The organism is Williamsia sp. (genome assembly GCF_036566845.1).
In the GTDB taxonomy this organism is placed as follows: Bacteria; Actinomycetota; Actinomycetes; order Mycobacteriales; family Mycobacteriaceae; genus Williamsia.
Genome location: NZ_DATCVM010000152.1, coordinates 33,232 through 47,492, shown reverse-complemented (window position 1 = coordinate 47,492; position 14,261 = coordinate 33,232). Strand labels below are relative to the sequence as shown.

The 14,261-nt window shown below is 66.8% G+C and carries 13 protein-coding genes; 1 reads left to right on the top strand and 12 read right to left on the bottom strand.

Translation table 11 applies throughout. The features are described 5' to 3' along the window. Window position 1 precedes the first annotated feature (1 nt). Together efp and VIQ49_RS14740 are read right to left on the bottom strand one after the other, a co-directional pair. Window positions 2-565, bottom strand: coding sequence for an elongation factor P (gene efp, locus VIQ49_RS14745; RefSeq protein WP_020108873.1), 564 nt, complete (start codon window positions 563-565; stop codon window positions 2-4). Window positions 566-639: 74 nt separating this feature from the next. Then, window positions 640-1,755 carry a Xaa-Pro peptidase family protein gene (locus VIQ49_RS14740; RefSeq protein ID WP_331885847.1) on the bottom strand — a complete coding sequence of 372 codons (1,116 nt, stop codon included), beginning with the start codon at window positions 1,753-1,755 and terminating at the stop codon, window positions 640-642. Between the two features lie 116 nt (window positions 1,756-1,871). Here VIQ49_RS14740 and VIQ49_RS14735 point away from each other — a divergent pair, with 116 nt between their 5' ends. Further along, complete coding sequence (locus VIQ49_RS14735; RefSeq protein WP_331885845.1) at window positions 1,872-2,339, top strand: B-4DMT family transporter; 468 nt, start codon at window positions 1,872-1,874, stop codon at window positions 2,337-2,339. 85 nt (window positions 2,340-2,424) lie between these two features. On the opposite strand, the gene aroB is transcribed toward VIQ49_RS14735, so the two are convergent. From aroB to VIQ49_RS14685, 10 genes are all read right to left on the bottom strand, one after another. Beyond that, window positions 2,425-3,540 (bottom strand): 3-dehydroquinate synthase, encoded by a 1,116-nt coding sequence (gene aroB / locus VIQ49_RS14730; RefSeq protein WP_331885843.1) that lies wholly within the window; start codon window positions 3,538-3,540, stop codon window positions 2,425-2,427. Next, window positions 3,537-4,076: a shikimate kinase gene (locus VIQ49_RS14725; protein ID WP_331885841.1), complete on the bottom strand. Its 540-nt coding sequence runs from the start codon at window positions 4,074-4,076 to the stop codon at window positions 3,537-3,539. Before VIQ49_RS14725 ends, aroB begins: the two co-directional genes overlap by 4 nt. Beyond that, the gene (gene aroC, locus VIQ49_RS14720) at window positions 4,073-5,263 is read right to left on the bottom strand and encodes a chorismate synthase (protein ID WP_331885839.1); all 1,191 of its coding nucleotides are present in this window, start codon (window positions 5,261-5,263) and stop codon (window positions 4,073-4,075) included. The genes VIQ49_RS14725 and aroC overlap by 4 nt, the downstream gene beginning before the upstream one ends. 52 nt (window positions 5,264-5,315) lie before the next feature. Further along, entirely contained in the window at window positions 5,316-5,717 is a 402-nt protein-coding gene (locus VIQ49_RS14715; RefSeq protein ID WP_331885837.1) for an A24 family peptidase, read from the bottom strand. A gap of 97 nt (window positions 5,718-5,814) precedes the next feature. Continuing rightward, on the bottom strand, window positions 5,815-6,636 hold the full coding sequence (locus VIQ49_RS14710; protein ID WP_331885835.1) for a shikimate dehydrogenase: 822 nt from the start codon (window positions 6,634-6,636) through the stop codon (window positions 5,815-5,817). Further along, complete coding sequence (locus VIQ49_RS14705) at window positions 6,636-7,964, bottom strand: endolytic transglycosylase MltG (protein WP_331885833.1); 1,329 nt, start codon at window positions 7,962-7,964, stop codon at window positions 6,636-6,638. Before VIQ49_RS14705 ends, VIQ49_RS14710 begins: the two co-directional genes overlap by 1 nt. 470 nt (window positions 7,965-8,434) lie before the next feature. Further along, window positions 8,435-8,887 (bottom strand): Holliday junction resolvase RuvX, encoded by a 453-nt coding sequence (ruvX, locus tag VIQ49_RS14700; protein WP_331885831.1) that lies wholly within the window; start codon window positions 8,885-8,887, stop codon window positions 8,435-8,437. Further along, the gene (gene alaS, locus VIQ49_RS14695; protein WP_331885829.1) at window positions 8,884-11,547 is read right to left on the bottom strand and encodes an alanine--tRNA ligase; all 2,664 of its coding nucleotides are present in this window, start codon (window positions 11,545-11,547) and stop codon (window positions 8,884-8,886) included. The genes ruvX and alaS overlap by 4 nt, the downstream gene beginning before the upstream one ends. Before the next feature lie 134 nt (window positions 11,548-11,681). Beyond that, window positions 11,682-13,061: a replication-associated recombination protein A gene (locus VIQ49_RS14690; protein WP_331885827.1), complete on the bottom strand. Its 1,380-nt coding sequence runs from the start codon at window positions 13,059-13,061 to the stop codon at window positions 11,682-11,684. A gap of 12 nt (window positions 13,062-13,073) precedes the next feature. Beyond that, entirely contained in the window at window positions 13,074-14,222 is a 1,149-nt protein-coding gene (locus VIQ49_RS14685) for a hypothetical protein (protein ID WP_331885825.1), read from the bottom strand. Window positions 14,223-14,261: the final 39 nt, after the last annotated feature.

Here is a 14,261-nt window from a genome sequence, read left to right as displayed (position 1 = left end):
GTCAGGCGTTGACGCGGCCGAGGTAGCTGCCGTCGCGCGAGTCGACCTTCAGCTTGTCCCCGGTGTTGATGAACAGCGGAACCGCGATCTCGGCGCCGGTCTCGAGTGTGGCGGGCTTGGTGCCACCGGTGCTGCGGTCGCCCTGGACACCGGGGTCGGTCTGCGCGACGAGGAGCTCGACCGTGACCGGGAGCTCGACGTAGAGCGGCACACCCTCGTGGGTGGCGACCTGCACCTTCATGTTCTCCAGCATGAACTTGGCGCCGTCACCCACGGTCTCCGGGCTGACGTTGAGCTGCTCGAAGTTCTCGCCGTCCATGAAGACGAAGTCCTGGCCGTCGTTGTAGAGGTACGTCATGTCGCGGCGGTCGACCGTTGCGGTCTCGACCTTGACCCCGGCATTGAAGGTCTTGTCGACGGTCTTGCCCGACAGCACGTTCTTGATCTTGGTGCGGACAAACGCCGGACCCTTGCCGGGCTTGACGTGCTGGAACTCGAGGATCTGCCAGAGCTGACCCTCCATGTTCAGCACGAGGCCGTTTTTGAAATCCGAGGTGTTTGCCACGTTCTTGTTCTTCCTCTCGAGCCGAGGGCGGGGTGTTCCCGCTCGCAGCTGATGTGCTGTGCGCCGGAGCGCGGTCAGATGACGGTGAATGTCTTGTCGCTGGTGGTGAGCAGCTCGGGATCGCCGTCGCGGACCACGAGTGTGTCTTCGATCCTGACGCCACCTCGGCCCGGCAGGTAGATCCCGGGCTCCACGGTCACCGCTGCACCGCATGGCAGTGTACCCGTGCTCAGCGCACCGATGGACGGCGCTTCATGTATCTGCAGTCCGACGCCGTGCCCGAGGCCGTGGACGTAATAGTCGCCGAAGCCCGCCTCGTCGATGATCGATCGTGCCGCGGCGTCGACGCCCACGGCCTCGACACCGGGTTCGAGAGCGTCGCGTCCGGCCTGCTGTGCCAGCGCGACGATGTCGTAGATGTCACGCTGCCAGGGCTCGACCGATTCGAGCACATATGTGCGCGTCATATCGGAGTGGTAGCCGCCGATCACCGCACCGAAGTCGATCTTCAGCAGGTCGCCGGAGCCCAGTTCGGCATCCGTCGGCCGGTGGTGGGGTACCGCGGAGTTCGCACCGGTGGCCACGATCGTCTCGAAGGACACCGCCTCGGCACCCCGCTCGAACATCGCCCACTCCAGCGCACGCGCCACCTTGCGTTCGGTGTTGCCCGGGACCAGGACGCCGGCGGCGATGATGTCGGCGAGCGCCAGGTCGGCCGCCTGGCAGGCCGTGCGGATTTGCTCGACCTCGAACTCGTCTTTGACGATGCGCAGATCTTCGACCAGCGGTGCCACCGGGACAAGGGTCTGTGAGCCGGTGAGCAGCGGTAGCAGGCGTTGATGGGTCGCCACCGTCACCACGTGTTGCTCGAATCCGATCCGGGCGCCCGACCCGGCCAGGTGTTCGACGAGCGCCCGCGGGCAGTCCCGGTTGATGATCGCGGTCAGGTCCGGGGCCTGTTCGGCGACCTGGGTGATGTAGCGACCATCGGTGGCGATCCGGTCTTCTCCGGACGCGGTGATCACCACCGCGCCGTTCGAACCGGTGAACCCGGTGAGATAGCGCACATTGATCAGATCGGTGATCAGTACGGCGTCGACGCGGGCGTCGTCGAGCATCGCGCGCAACCGGTCGCGACGTGCTGATCCAGCAGTTGGGCCGAGGTCGGTGACCACTCGTTCGACAGTCATGAATTCCAGGCTAGTGGAGTCGCCGGACCGGGCGCGGTCCCGCGAACATTTCGGACACCGTGTTCGTTTTGTGGGCACTGACACATGAACACGTTCCACATCGGTACTCTGCTCACATGGTTGCGTGGTTGTTTCGTGGATTGGTGATGTCGGTGGTGCACATCGGTGCCCGGGTCCTGTTGGGTTTGGCCATCGTGGCCTGGCCTCTGGAGTCCAACTACTGGAAGACGATCGCCATTGCCGGCGTCGTTCTGGTGGCGCTGATCTGGGGTGGAATCGACGGACTGCTCGACGGCCGCGCACATCCCGATCCCGACGACTACGAAGATCTCACCATGCGCTGGCTCAAGGCCGGCTTGCTCACCGGCCTGATCAGCGCGGTGGTGTGCTGGGTGCTCGGCAACTGGGTGATGTCCGGCATCGGTGAGAACACACTGGCCATCGAGATCTTTGCCGGTGGTTCGTTCACGACGCTGCTGGTCTTTGTCTCCGCACTGATCGGTGCGGCGGTCGGCCGGTTCCTGACCCGCCGCCAGCATCGTAAGAACGAGGTGCAGGAGCACGACCAGAACGCGTACGCCTAAGCCCCAAACGCTCCGGATATACGAAGACGCTCCACATATTTGTGGAGCGTCTTCGTATATCCGGAGCGTTTGGGGATCGACAGAGCTAGAGCAGGACGCTGCCGTTGGTGGGTTCGTCCTTGGCGACGGTGGAGTACGCCGCCGCCAGGAGCGACGGGTCCGGTGCCTCCAGTCGTCCCGGCTTCGCCAGACCGTCGAGGACCACGAACCGCAGCATTCCTGAGCGGTTCTTCTTGTCCCCCGCCATGCCCTTGAGCAGGTCGGGCAGCGCGTCGGAGTCGTATCCGACCGGCAATCCCACCGCTTCGAGCACGCTTCGGTGCCGGTCGGCGGTGGCGTCGTCGAGGCGGCCTGCCAGGCGGCCGAGTTCGGCGGCGTAGACCAGCCCCACCGACACCGCGGCGCCGTGACGCCAGCGGTACTTCTCGCGGCGCTCGATGGCGTGGCCGAGGGTGTGCCCGTAGTTGAGGATCTCCCGCAACGATGACTCGCGCAGATCGGCCGCGACCACCTCGGCCTTGACCCGGACGGACCGTTCGATCAGTTCGGGAAGGACCGTGCCGGTCGGGTCGAGGGCTGCGGCGGGATCGGCCTCGATGAGGTCGAGGATCACCGGATCGGCGATGAAACCGGTCTTGATGACCTCCGCCATACCGGCGATGATCTCGTTGCGCGGCACGGTTTCCAGGGTGGCGGTGTCGATGAGCACGGCGCGCGGCTCATGGAACGATCCGACGAGGTTCTTGCCGGCCTCGGTGTTGATGCCGGTCTTGCCGCCGACGGCGGCGTCGACCATCGCCAGCAAGGTGGTCGGCACATGGACCACCGGGATCCCGCGCATCCAGGTGGCGGCGACGAAACCGGAGAGGTCGGTCGCCGCGCCCCCACCCAGCGACACGACCACATCGTTGCGTTTCATGCCGATCCGCCCGAAGACCTCCCAGCAGAACGAGGCCACGGACAGCTCTTTGCCGGCTTCCGCGTCGGGGATCTCGATGCGGTGGGCGTTGAAGTTGTTCTCGTCCAACGTCTTCCGGATGACCTCGGCGGTCTCGGCGAGGGTTGGCTGGTACAGGATCGCCACCGAGTCGGCGCCGGCGACCGCCTCCGCCAGCTCGGCCAGCAGTCCTCGGCCGATGATGACCTCGTAGGGGCTCTCGCTGTTCACCGGTACGCGGATCGGTGCGGCTTGTTCGGTCACTGTGTGGCCTCCTGCTCGGTCAGTTGGGTGATGATCTTGTCGGCGACCACACGCTGATGTGGGTGCGCATCCACAACGAAGGTGGCGGCGTCGCGATAGATCGGATCGCGTTTCGCCAGCAGATCTCGATAGACCTGCTTGGGGTCGTCGGCCTTCAACAGCGGTCGACTGGAATTCGCCACCCGCGAAAATCCTTGATCCGCAGCGACTTCGAGATACACAACCGGATGTCCGGCGAGGAGGTCGCGGGTGGATGGTGTCAGGACGGCACCCCCGCCCAGCGACAGCACACCGGTGTGGGTGCTCAGCAGATCGGCCACCACGCGGCGTTCGTACTCCCGGAACACTTCTTCACCGTCGGCGAAGATCTCCGGGATCGTGCGGCCGCTGCGTCGCTCGATCTCGATGTCGCTGTCTTTCCACTCGCATCCGAGGACGCGGGCGAGCTGCTGGCCGACCGTGCTCTTGCCCGAGCCCATGAATCCGATCAGGACCACCCGGGGGCCGCGCACATCGGTCAGACCCGAATCCGTCACGACGAAGGCAGGTGTGCGGCCACACGCTTGAGGTAACCGGCGAGGTTGTCCCCGGTTTCGACGGCCGAATCGCCGCCGAACTTCTCCAGCGCGGCCTGGGCCAGTACCAGGGCGACCATCGACTCGGCGACCACTCCGGCTGCCGGGACCGCACACACGTCGGAACGCTGGTGGATGGCCGTGGCCTGTTCACCGGTGGTCATGTCCATCGTCGAAAGCGCCTTCGGCACAGTGGAAATGGGTTTCATCGCGGCACGGACCCGGATGAACTCACCGTTGGTCATGCCGCCTTCGAGCCCACCTGCGCGGTTCGTCGAACGCACAGCGCCACCGGGGCCGGGGACCATTTCGTCGTGGGCAGCGCTGCCGCGACGACGGGCGGTCTCGAAGCCGTCGCCGACCTCGACGCCCTTGATGGCCTGGATGCCCATGAGCGCCCCGGCGAGCCGCGAATCGAGGCGGCGATCACCGCTCACGTGCGAGCCCAGTCCGATGGGAACTCCGGTCACGACAACCTCGACGACACCACCGAGGGTGTCACCATCACGTTTTGCGGCTTCGATCTCGGCGATCATCGACGCCTCGGCGTCGGTCGAGTAGGCCCGGACCGGACTGGCGTCGATCTGTTCGAGGTCGGCATACACCGGCGCGACACCGACGTAGGGATCGGAGGCTCCGATCGAGATCACGTGGGACAGCACCTCGATGCCGAGGACCTGCCGAAGAAAGTTGCGGGCAACCGTGCCGATCGCCACCCGCGCTGCGGTCTCCCGGGCGCTGGCCCGCTCCAGGACCGGACGTGCATCGTCGAAGCCGTACTTCAGCATGCCCGAGTAGTCGGCGTGACCGGGCCGGGGCCGGGTCAGCGGAGCATTCCGGGCGACGCCTTCGAGCTCTTCGGCGGGGACCGGGTCGGCAGACATCACGGTCTCCCACTTGGGCCATTCGGTGTTCCCGACCTCGATGGCGACCGGTCCGCCCATCGTCAGTCCGTGGCGGACGCCGCCGACGAGAGTGACCTGGTCGGCCTCGAACTTCATCCGCGCACCGCGTCCGTAACCGAGGCGGCGGCGGGCCAGTTGTTCGGCAACCTGTGACGAGGTCACCTCGACACCGGCGACCATCCCTTCCAGGACGGCGACCAGTGCGGGACCATGGGATTCTCCGGCAGTACTCCAGCGCAACACAGGTCGATTGTTCCACGCCCATCAACCTGACCTGCCATCAGATCCCGGCTTGTCACCAGATGCCACAACACACCGCCGTGGACGCGCACAGCGCCGGTCCGTGCGCATGGTGGCGTGATCGGCCACCGCCACCGAGGCAGAACAGGATCTGCCCGAACGTCAGCACCTGCGCCAGCAGCACCAGCACCACCGCCGCGCCCATCGATCCGGCCAGCGCTCCGACAACAACCGCCAACTTCACATCTCCACCGCCGCAGCCCCCGAACCAGAACGCGACGAGGTAGATCCCACCAGCAACGAGCAGCCCGCCGACGGCGTCCGGTGCGATCGTCACCCCGACCGCGGCGCCGGCGACACCGGGCAGGACGACGTTGTTCGGCAGTCGTCGCGTCCGCACGTCGGCACCGGCGAGTGCGACGAACCACCATCCGAGGAGCCCGACCACCAGCTGCATCCACCGAGCCTCGCGCAGACGACCTGCATCCCGGCGGTGTCAATGGGCCGAATGTGGATCAAGCCGGGTTCTGTGGAGAACAGCCCCCGGGGGCCGGTCAGTCGAGGGCGGCAGCCATCGCCGACAGCGGCGCGGTCATGCCGGTGAACTGTTCCACCTGTCCGAGTGCCTGATTGAGGAGCATCACGAGACCTCCGACAACAATGCCGCCGGCGCCGGACACGGCCGCGGCGAGCGGCGTCGGCCATGGGCTGTAGATGACGTCGAACAGGCGCGGTGCCCGAGCCAGCGCCGCGGAAAGGGGTTCGGCGGCTGCCGCGGGCACGGTGTTCACCACCACCGCGGCGGTGGCGGCCCGATCGGCGAGTCCGGATGTCGGGTCGAAGGCCAGGACATCGGTGGACAGACCCAGCGCGTCGGCTACAGCGAGGACTTCCGCGGCGCGGGCCCGGCTGCGCGCGACGATGCTCACGTCTCCGATCCCGGCCCCGGCCAGGGCGGCCAGCACGGGTGCGGCGGTCCCGCCCGCCCCGACGACAACTGCGTGTGTCGACGCCGCCTCGGCGATCCCCAATTCCGCGAGGGCAGCGGCGGCGCCATCGATGTCGGTGCAGTCGGCCCGCCAACCGCCGGGCACCCGCACCAGGGTGTTGGCCGACCCCACGGCGACCGCGCGGTCGGTACAGTGATCGGCGAACTCGAGTGCAGCGCGTTTGCCGGGCATCGTCACCGAGAACCCGATGTACTTCTCGTCCATCCCGGACACCAGGTTCGGCAACTGTTCCGCCGTGCACTCGATGCGCTCGTAGGTCCAGTCGGTGAGCCCCAGAGCGCGATACGCGGCCAGATGCAGCGCAGGCGATTTCGAGTGTGCCACCGGGGATCCGAGGATCGCCGCGGCCCGGCCCGGTCCGGCCATCAGCAGTTCGTCTGGAGGATCGAGTTGTCGCAGGCCTGCTGCCGGTTGCGCATGTGCTGTTCGTAGTCCTCGGTGAACAGCGTGGTCCCCTCCTGGTCGACGGTGACGAAGTACAGCCAGTTGCCGACCGGCGGGTCGATGGCGGCCTCGAGCGCAGGCTGGCCGACCGCCCCGATCGGGGTGACTGGTAACCCCTTCTGCTGGTAGGTGTTCCACTTGGTGGGAGCAAGGAAATCCTCACCGGCCACGTCGTAGTTCTGAAGCGCTGCGGTGTAGTTGACCGTCGAGTCCATCTGAAGGGCCTGGTCGTCGCCGAGCCGGTTCACGATGACCCGGGCCACCTTCGGGTAGTCGTCGGCGGTGTTTACCTCACGTTCGACGATCGAGGCCGACACCAGCGTCTGGTACGGGGTCAAACCCGTGGACGAGGTGCCCGACTCCGGCAGGCCCCACTGCGCGAACAGGGTTGCGCTGCGCGAGATCAGATAGTTCAGCGTCTGCACCGGGGTGAGGCCGGGATCGATCATCTCCCACGACGTCGGCGCGATCAGACCCTCGATCCGCCGATGATCCCCCGTGAGCGCCGTCACTGCGTCCACTGCCCACGGAGGAACACCGAGTTCCTCTGGTGTCGCGGTCGCGGCCGCCCGCGCCAGGTCCTCACCCGTGGAGCCCTCCGTCACACCGTTGAGGTCGACGGTGGTGGCCCCGGCCACCCGGGCGAAGATGCCGGTGGTGGTCTTGCCGTCGATGCCATCCTTGCTGTCGAGCTGAAGTCCCTCCGGGATGACCACACGGCCGACCCGATTCGCCATGTCGGTCAGCATCGACACCGCCGTATCGGCCGGGATCTGTGTCCGGAGTTTGTAGAAGCCCGCCGAGATGGGCTGATTGTCGGCGGCGGTCGTGAATGCGTTGACACTGGCGACCACGTCGTTTTCCTCGAGGATCTGCCCGAATGTGGTGAGTGTCGCGTCCTGTGGAATCGACACCAGGACGTCCGAGGTGCCGGCGACGTTACTGTAGTCGGCGTCGTCGCTCCCGAAGAGCCCGACAACTCGCAGTCCGGCATAACCGATGCCGCCGACGAGGGCGATCATGAAGACGACCGCGGCCGAGACCACGATCAGCTTGCGTTTCTTGCGGCGCGCTGCCGCGGCGGCCGTGCGTTTGGGTGAACGATCACCGGCACGGCGACCTTCGGCCGCCTGGCGGCGGGTGTATTCGGCACGACCGGGATCGACATAGGGTGCCCGCGCGTCATGCCTGGGGTCCGGGTCGTAGGCCCGGGGATGTTCGGGTAACGCCGGCTGGGCAGGCGGTGCCACGTACGTCGGTTCCGCTTGGATCGGGACAGACGGTGTCGGTGCCGGGTGCCGGGGCGTTGTCTCCGGTGGGGACGGTGCAGGTGCGGACGGGGCCGGCGGCATCACCGATTGCGACGTGGGGGGGTGTGGCTCCCAGACCGGTTCCGGGGACTGTGGCTCCCAAGCCGGTTCCTGTGGTTGCTGTTCCCACGCCCGCTCCTGGGGCTGCGGCTCCCAGACCCGTTCGACGGGCTCTGGCTCCCACACCGGCTCCGGCGACCGAGATGGCGGCGGTGGTGGTGGCGGCGGATTCCGGTGGGCGCCACCGGGGTCGCGCGGCGGGATCACCTCGGGTCCGCGACGGCGACTCGGCGCGCTTCCGTCTCCCTGAGTGAAGTACCTCAGGCGGTCGGGGTCGTAGGGACTGTCGCTGCGCCGACGACGGCGTCCGGGTGCTGCGTCTGACCGACTGTGGTCGGATCTGTCGTCACTCACCCGTGGCCTTCCTGACTCGCCTGCAGATCCAGCCAATTCTGCAGGATCGCCGTGGCCGCAGCCTGGTCGATTACAGATTTCTGGGATTTCGCCCGGACACCGGACGATCGCAGCGCCTGTTGTGCCGTCACCGTGGTCAAACGTTCGTCGGAGTAGATCACCGGCACCGGTGAGATGCGTTTCGCCAGTGCAGAACCGAAATCGGTGGCGAGCACGGCTGCGTGTCCGTGCTCGTCGCGCAACGTCTTCGGCAGTCCGACGATGACGCCCACGGCCTCGTATTCCGCCACGATCGCGGCGATCCGCCGCAGGTCGGTGTCACCTTTCGGTGTGCGGGCGACGGTCTCGACCGGAGTTGCCAGGATCCCGTCGGGATCACAGGAGGCCACGCCGATGCGGACGCTGCCGACATCGATGGCCAAGCGGCGCCCTCGCGGCGTCAACGTCATCGAGCCGAGCCGACCAGTTCACGCAGCCGAACCAGAGCCGAATCGATGCCCGCTGCGTCGCTGCCGGAACCCTGTGCCAGATCGGGCTTTCCACCTCCGCGACCCGAAACCAGCGGTGCGAGTTCTCGAACCAGATCTCCGGCCTTGATCCCCGCGTCGCGGGCGGTGGCGGTGGTCGCCACGGCAAACGGCACCTTCTCACCGGATGCCGAGAACAACACCACCACGGCGTTGTCCGACCCGACCCGTCCGCGCAGGTCGGCGGCCAGGGTCCGTAGGTCGCCGGCGTCCATACCGTCGAGCTTCCCGGCCACCACCAGCACGTCGCCCACGCGGGTCGCGGTGTCGATCAGCGATCCGACCGAGGCCTTCGCCACGTCCGCCCGCATCTTCTCGATCTGCTTCTCGGCTTCTTTGAGCTTGGTCACCAGAGACTCGACCCGTCCGGGCACCTGGTCGCTCGGCACCTTCAGCGATGTGGCGAGCCCGGCCATCAGGGCGCGTTCCTTGGCCAGGTAGCGGTACGAGTCGAGGCCGACATACGCCTCGACGCGACGCACACCGGATCCGACGGACGACTCACCGAGCAAGGTGACCGGTCCGACCTGTGCCGACGACCCGACGTGGGTGCCACCACACAGCTCCATCGAGAACGGTCCGCCCATCTCGACAACTCGCACGACATCACCGTAGTTCTCGCCGAAGAGCGCCAGCGCACCCATCGCCCTGGCGTCGTCGATGCCGGTCTCGAAGGTGTTCACCGGATAGTTGGCCTCGACCGCGGAGTTGGTGATCTCTTCGATCTCGTTGCGCTGCGCCTCGGAGAGCGCACCCTGCGACGCGAAGTCGAACCGCAGGTAGCCGGGCCGATTGAGTGAACCCGCCTGCGTCGCAGTGGGTCCGAGCACCTGCCGGAGCGCGGCTCCCACGAGGTGGGTTCCGGAATGGCCCTGGGTGGCGCCGTGGCGCCAGGCGGCGTCGACCTGGGTCAGGACCACGTCGCCCTCGGCGATCTCACCCTCGTCGATGACGGCCCGGTGCAGCCAGACCGACTTGCCGACCTTCTGAACATCTTTGACGGACAGCCGCAGCCCCGACGAGGTGGTGATGGCGCCGATGTCGGCGATCTGGCCACCGGACTCGGCGTAGAGCGGGCTGCGGTCGAGGATCACCTCGACCTCCTGGCCGGCGACCGCACTGCGCACGCGTTGCCCGTCGGCGACCAGACCCAGAACCTCTGATTCCGAATTGAGTTCGTCGAATCCGGTGAACACGGTCGGTCCGCGATCGAGGAACTCGCGGTAGACACTGAGGTCTGCGTGACCCGACTTGCGGGCGGTCGCATCGGCTTTCGCGCGCTGACGCTGCTCGGTCATCAGCTCGGAGAATCCGGCCTCGTCCACCGACAGGCCCGCCTCGGCGGCCATCTCCAGGGTGAGGTCGATCGGGAACCCGTAGGTGTCATGCAGGGCGAAAGCGTCTTTGCCGCTGATGCGGGTGGCGCCGGAGGCCTTGGTGGTCGCGGCGGCGTCGTCGAACAGTCGGGATCCGGCGGTCAAGGTCTTGAGGAAGGCGTCTTCCTCACCGACCGAGATGCTGACGATCCGGATCCGCTGATCGGCGAGTTCGGGGTACGACGCGGTCATCGTGTCGATGACGGCCTCGACGAATTCCCGCATCGTGACGCTGGTGGCGCCGAGCAACCGGGCGGAACGCACGATGCGACGCAACAGACGGCGAAGCACGTAGCCGCGTCCGTCGTTGCCGGGTGTGATGCCGTCGGCGATCAGCATCACCGCGGTGCGGGCATGATCGGCGATGACACGGAACCGTACCGAATCGGCCGGGTCGGCTCCATAGGTGCGGCCGGTCAGCCGCTCGGCGACACCGATGACCGGCGCCAGCAGGTCGGTCTCGTAGACGTTGTCGACACCCTGCAGGATGCAGGCGACGCGCTCGATGCCCATGCCGGTGTCGATGTTCTGCTTCGGCAGCGGCCCGAGGATCTCGTAGCCGTCCTTGCCTCCACCGGGACCCCGCTCGTTCTGCATGAAGACGAGGTTCCAGATCTCGATGTAGCGGTCCTCGTCGGCCTCGGGGCCGCCCTCGATGCCGTACTCGGCACCGCGGTCGTAGAAGACCTCCGAGCACGGGCCACAGGGACCGGGGACACCCATCGACCAGTAGTTGTCTTTCATGCCGCGGCGCTGGATCCGTTCGGCGGGCACACCGATCTCGTCGCGCCAGATCCCGAAGGCCTCGTCGTCATCGAGGTAGACCGTCGGCCACAGGCGCAGGGGGTCGATGCCGAAACCACCGTCGTCGACGGAATTGGTCAGCAGCGTCCAGGCGAATCCGATCGCTTCGCGCTTGAAGTAGTCGCCGAACGAGAAGTTGCCGGCCATCTGGAAGAAGGTGTTGTGCCGTGTGGTGATGCCCACTTCCTCGATGTCGAGGGTGCGGACACACTTCTGGATGCTGGTGGCCCGCGGGGACTGTGGGGTCTGTTCGCCGAGGAAGTACGGCTTGAACGGCACCATGCCGGCGTTGACGAACAGCAGATTCGGATCGTCGAGGATCAGCGACGCGCTCGGCACCTCGACGTGTCCGGCCTTGATGAAGTGATCCAGGAACCGCTTCCTGATCTCATGCGTCTGCACTGACTGTCCTCACTCTTTGACTCCACCTGGTTTCCAGGCCCGACTGCGTCCATCGCAAACAACGTGACCAACCCACACTACTGGCAAGGCCATCTCCGGGTCGCACCGCGAGACAGACAAACCCGGCTTCGCCGTCAACGTCGCCCGCGGATGATGTTGCGCAGGCGCCCCAGACGCGGACCGATGTCACGTTCACGCCCGCGGTCGGTGGGCTCGTAGTAGTCGACGCCGACCAGTTCGTCGGGCGGGTACTGCTGTGCGAGCACACCGTCCGGCGCGTCGTGCGGGTAGCGATAGCCGACAGCACTGCCGAGTTTTGCCGCACCCGCGTAATGACCGTCGCGTAGATGCGGTGGGACGGCGCCCGCCTTGCCGCCTTCGACATCGGCGATCGCGGCCCCGATGGCGCTGATCACCGCCGCCGACTTCGGTGCCGTCGCCAGGTGAATAGTGGCCTGCGCCAAGGCAAGCCGAGCCTCGGGCATGCCGATCAGCTGCACGGCCTGTGCGGCGGCGGTGGCCGTCTGCAATGCGGTCGGATCGGCCATGCCGATGTCTTCGCTGGCATGGACGACCAGGCGGCGGGCAATGAACCGCGCGTCCTCCCCCGCACTGATCATCCGGGCCAGATAGTGCAAGGCCGCGTCCACGTCGGAACCGCGGATCGACTTGATGAACGCGCTGATCACGTCGTAGTGCTGATCACCACCACGGTCGTAACGGACGGCGGCCCGATCGACGGCGGACTCGACATAGCTGAGCGTGACGACTGCCGGCGCATCGGCATCGGAGCCGGTATCGGAGAGCACCGCATCCGCGGCCGCCTCGAGCGCGGTCAGGCCGCGCCGTGCGTCTCCACCCGAGATCTTCTCCAGATGGTCGAGCGCATCGTCGTCGATGGTGACCGCGCCGCCGAGGCCACGCTGATCAGCTGCGGCCCGCACCAGCAGCTTTCGGATGTCGGCGCTGCCGAGGGACCGCAACTGCAGCACCAGCGACCGGGACAGCAGCGGGGCCACCACCGAGAACGACGGATTCTCGGTGGTCGCGGCGACAAGCAGCACGATCCGGTTCTCGACCGCGTCGAGCAGCGCATCCTGCTGGGTTTTGGAGAATCGGTGGACCTCGTCGATGAACAGCACGGTCTGGGTGCCGGCGATCAGCCGTCGACGCGCGGCATCGATCACCGCACGGACTTCCTTCACACCCGACGACAGCGCCGAGAGAGCCTCGAACCGACCACCCGCTGCGGTCGAGATCAGCGAAGCCATCGTCGTCTTCCCGGTGCCCGGCGGGCCGAACAACAGAACCGAGGCGGCGCCGGAACCGTCGATCAGCCGACGCAGCGGAGAACCGGCTTCGAGTAGATGTTCTTGTCCGACAATCTCTTCGAGCGTCTGCGGCCGCATACGAACGGCGAGCGGTGCACCCGCGGCCGGACGGGCCAGACCACCGGTGATCGGATCAGGCGGTGCGACGGGGGCGTCGAAAAGGCCGCTCTGATCAGTGGTCATCGGTGTGGCACATCAGTGAAGCCAGGATGAATCCAGCGCCTGACCGACCGAATCGGAGAACCCGGCGAGCGCGGGTTCATCGGCGCGCCGGGCGGCGTCGGCCAGCGCGGACCACCGGTCGACGATCACCCGCGGATCGGAGGTGCTCAGGGCCAGACCATGGGCTTCGTCGGCCCGGCCGACATCGGTGTCGTCGATCGGCAACATCCACATCGTCGAGAGCCACACCCACGCCAGGCGCGCCAGTACCGCCTTGCGCGCCAGCTCACGGTCCGATCCCAGGCTCGGCCAGATGGCCTGCACCTCCGAGCGCCAGGCGTCGAGCATCAGGGTCTCGAGATCCACCCGTGCGGCCGCCGAACTCGGCGACAGCCACGGCGCAAAGGTCACCAGTGCGTAGGCGATGTCGAGGGTGGCGTCGCGGAAACCGCCCCACTCGTAGTCGAGGAATCGCACGCCGTCGTCGTTGATCAGGATGTTCTCGGGGCCCACATCCGACGGGCTGAAGGCCCGGTGGTCACCTTCACCGAACAGGTCACGCGCGGCTGCGAGCGCCTCCCGGACACTCGGGTCGAGTGTCAGTCCCAGCATCTCGGTCACCACCTTCGGCGCCGAGTCGACCGCGGCCTCGAACTGGCTCCTCAATGCGTCGACGGCGATACCGTCGGCGCCCTGCCGCAGCAGTGCCGCGAAGTCGTTCTCGCCGCCGACCGTGGCCGAGTGCATCCGTCCCAGCGCCTGGCCCCAGGCGCTGACGGAGTTGCCGACCGCAGCGGTGTCTTTGGTGCGCAGGAGTTCTGTCATCGAACGGCCGTCGCCGAGGTCGCTGAGGACCAGAACCCGCGACGCGAGATCGAAGGCGATCAGCGCCGGGCCCGGTCGTGACTCGGTCGGCAGTGCGTTGGCGTATTTGTACGAGGCGACCTCGCGGTAGAAAGACGCACCCGACCCGGTGTCGCCGTCACCGAGGACCTTGATCACCAACGTGCGATCGCCAGAGAAAGGATTCTTCGCGACTCGAACCCGCAGGACTTGGGTTCGACCGCTGCCACCGAGGTCAGAGGGTTCGGCTAAGGACACCGGGGAGCCGGCGCGAGCGGCCAGAAGCCGCTCAGCTGCCTGCACCGCGCCGGTTTTCTGGCTATCGGCTAGAACAGTCATCCCTTACAACCTACCCAAGAAACACCGGCCAGAATTACA

Excerpts from the sequence above, each read along its gene's own strand:
- VIQ49_RS14715 (WP_331885837.1), bottom strand. The coding sequence starts at position 5,717 with ATGCAGCTGGTGGTCGGGCTCCTCGGATGGTGGTTCGTCGCACTCGCC.
- VIQ49_RS14685 (WP_331885825.1), bottom strand. The coding sequence starts at position 14,222 with ATGACTGTTCTAGCCGATAGCCAGAAAACCGGCGCGGTGCAGGCAGCT.
- VIQ49_RS14735 (WP_331885845.1), top strand. The coding sequence starts at position 1,872 with ATGGTTGCGTGGTTGTTTCGTGGATTGGTGATGTCGGTGGTGCACATC.
- VIQ49_RS14710 (WP_331885835.1), bottom strand. The coding sequence starts at position 6,636 with ATGGCCGGACCGGGCCGGGCCGCGGCGATCCTCGGATCCCCGGTGGCA.
- VIQ49_RS14740 (WP_331885847.1), bottom strand. The coding sequence starts at position 1,755 with ATGACTGTCGAACGAGTGGTCACCGACCTCGGCCCAACTGCTGGATCA.
- ruvX (WP_331885831.1), bottom strand. The coding sequence starts at position 8,887 with ATGACGTTGACGCCGCGAGGGCGCCGCTTGGCCATCGATGTCGGCAGC.
- VIQ49_RS14690 (WP_331885827.1), bottom strand. The coding sequence starts at position 13,061 with ATGACCACTGATCAGAGCGGCCTTTTCGACGCCCCCGTCGCACCGCCT.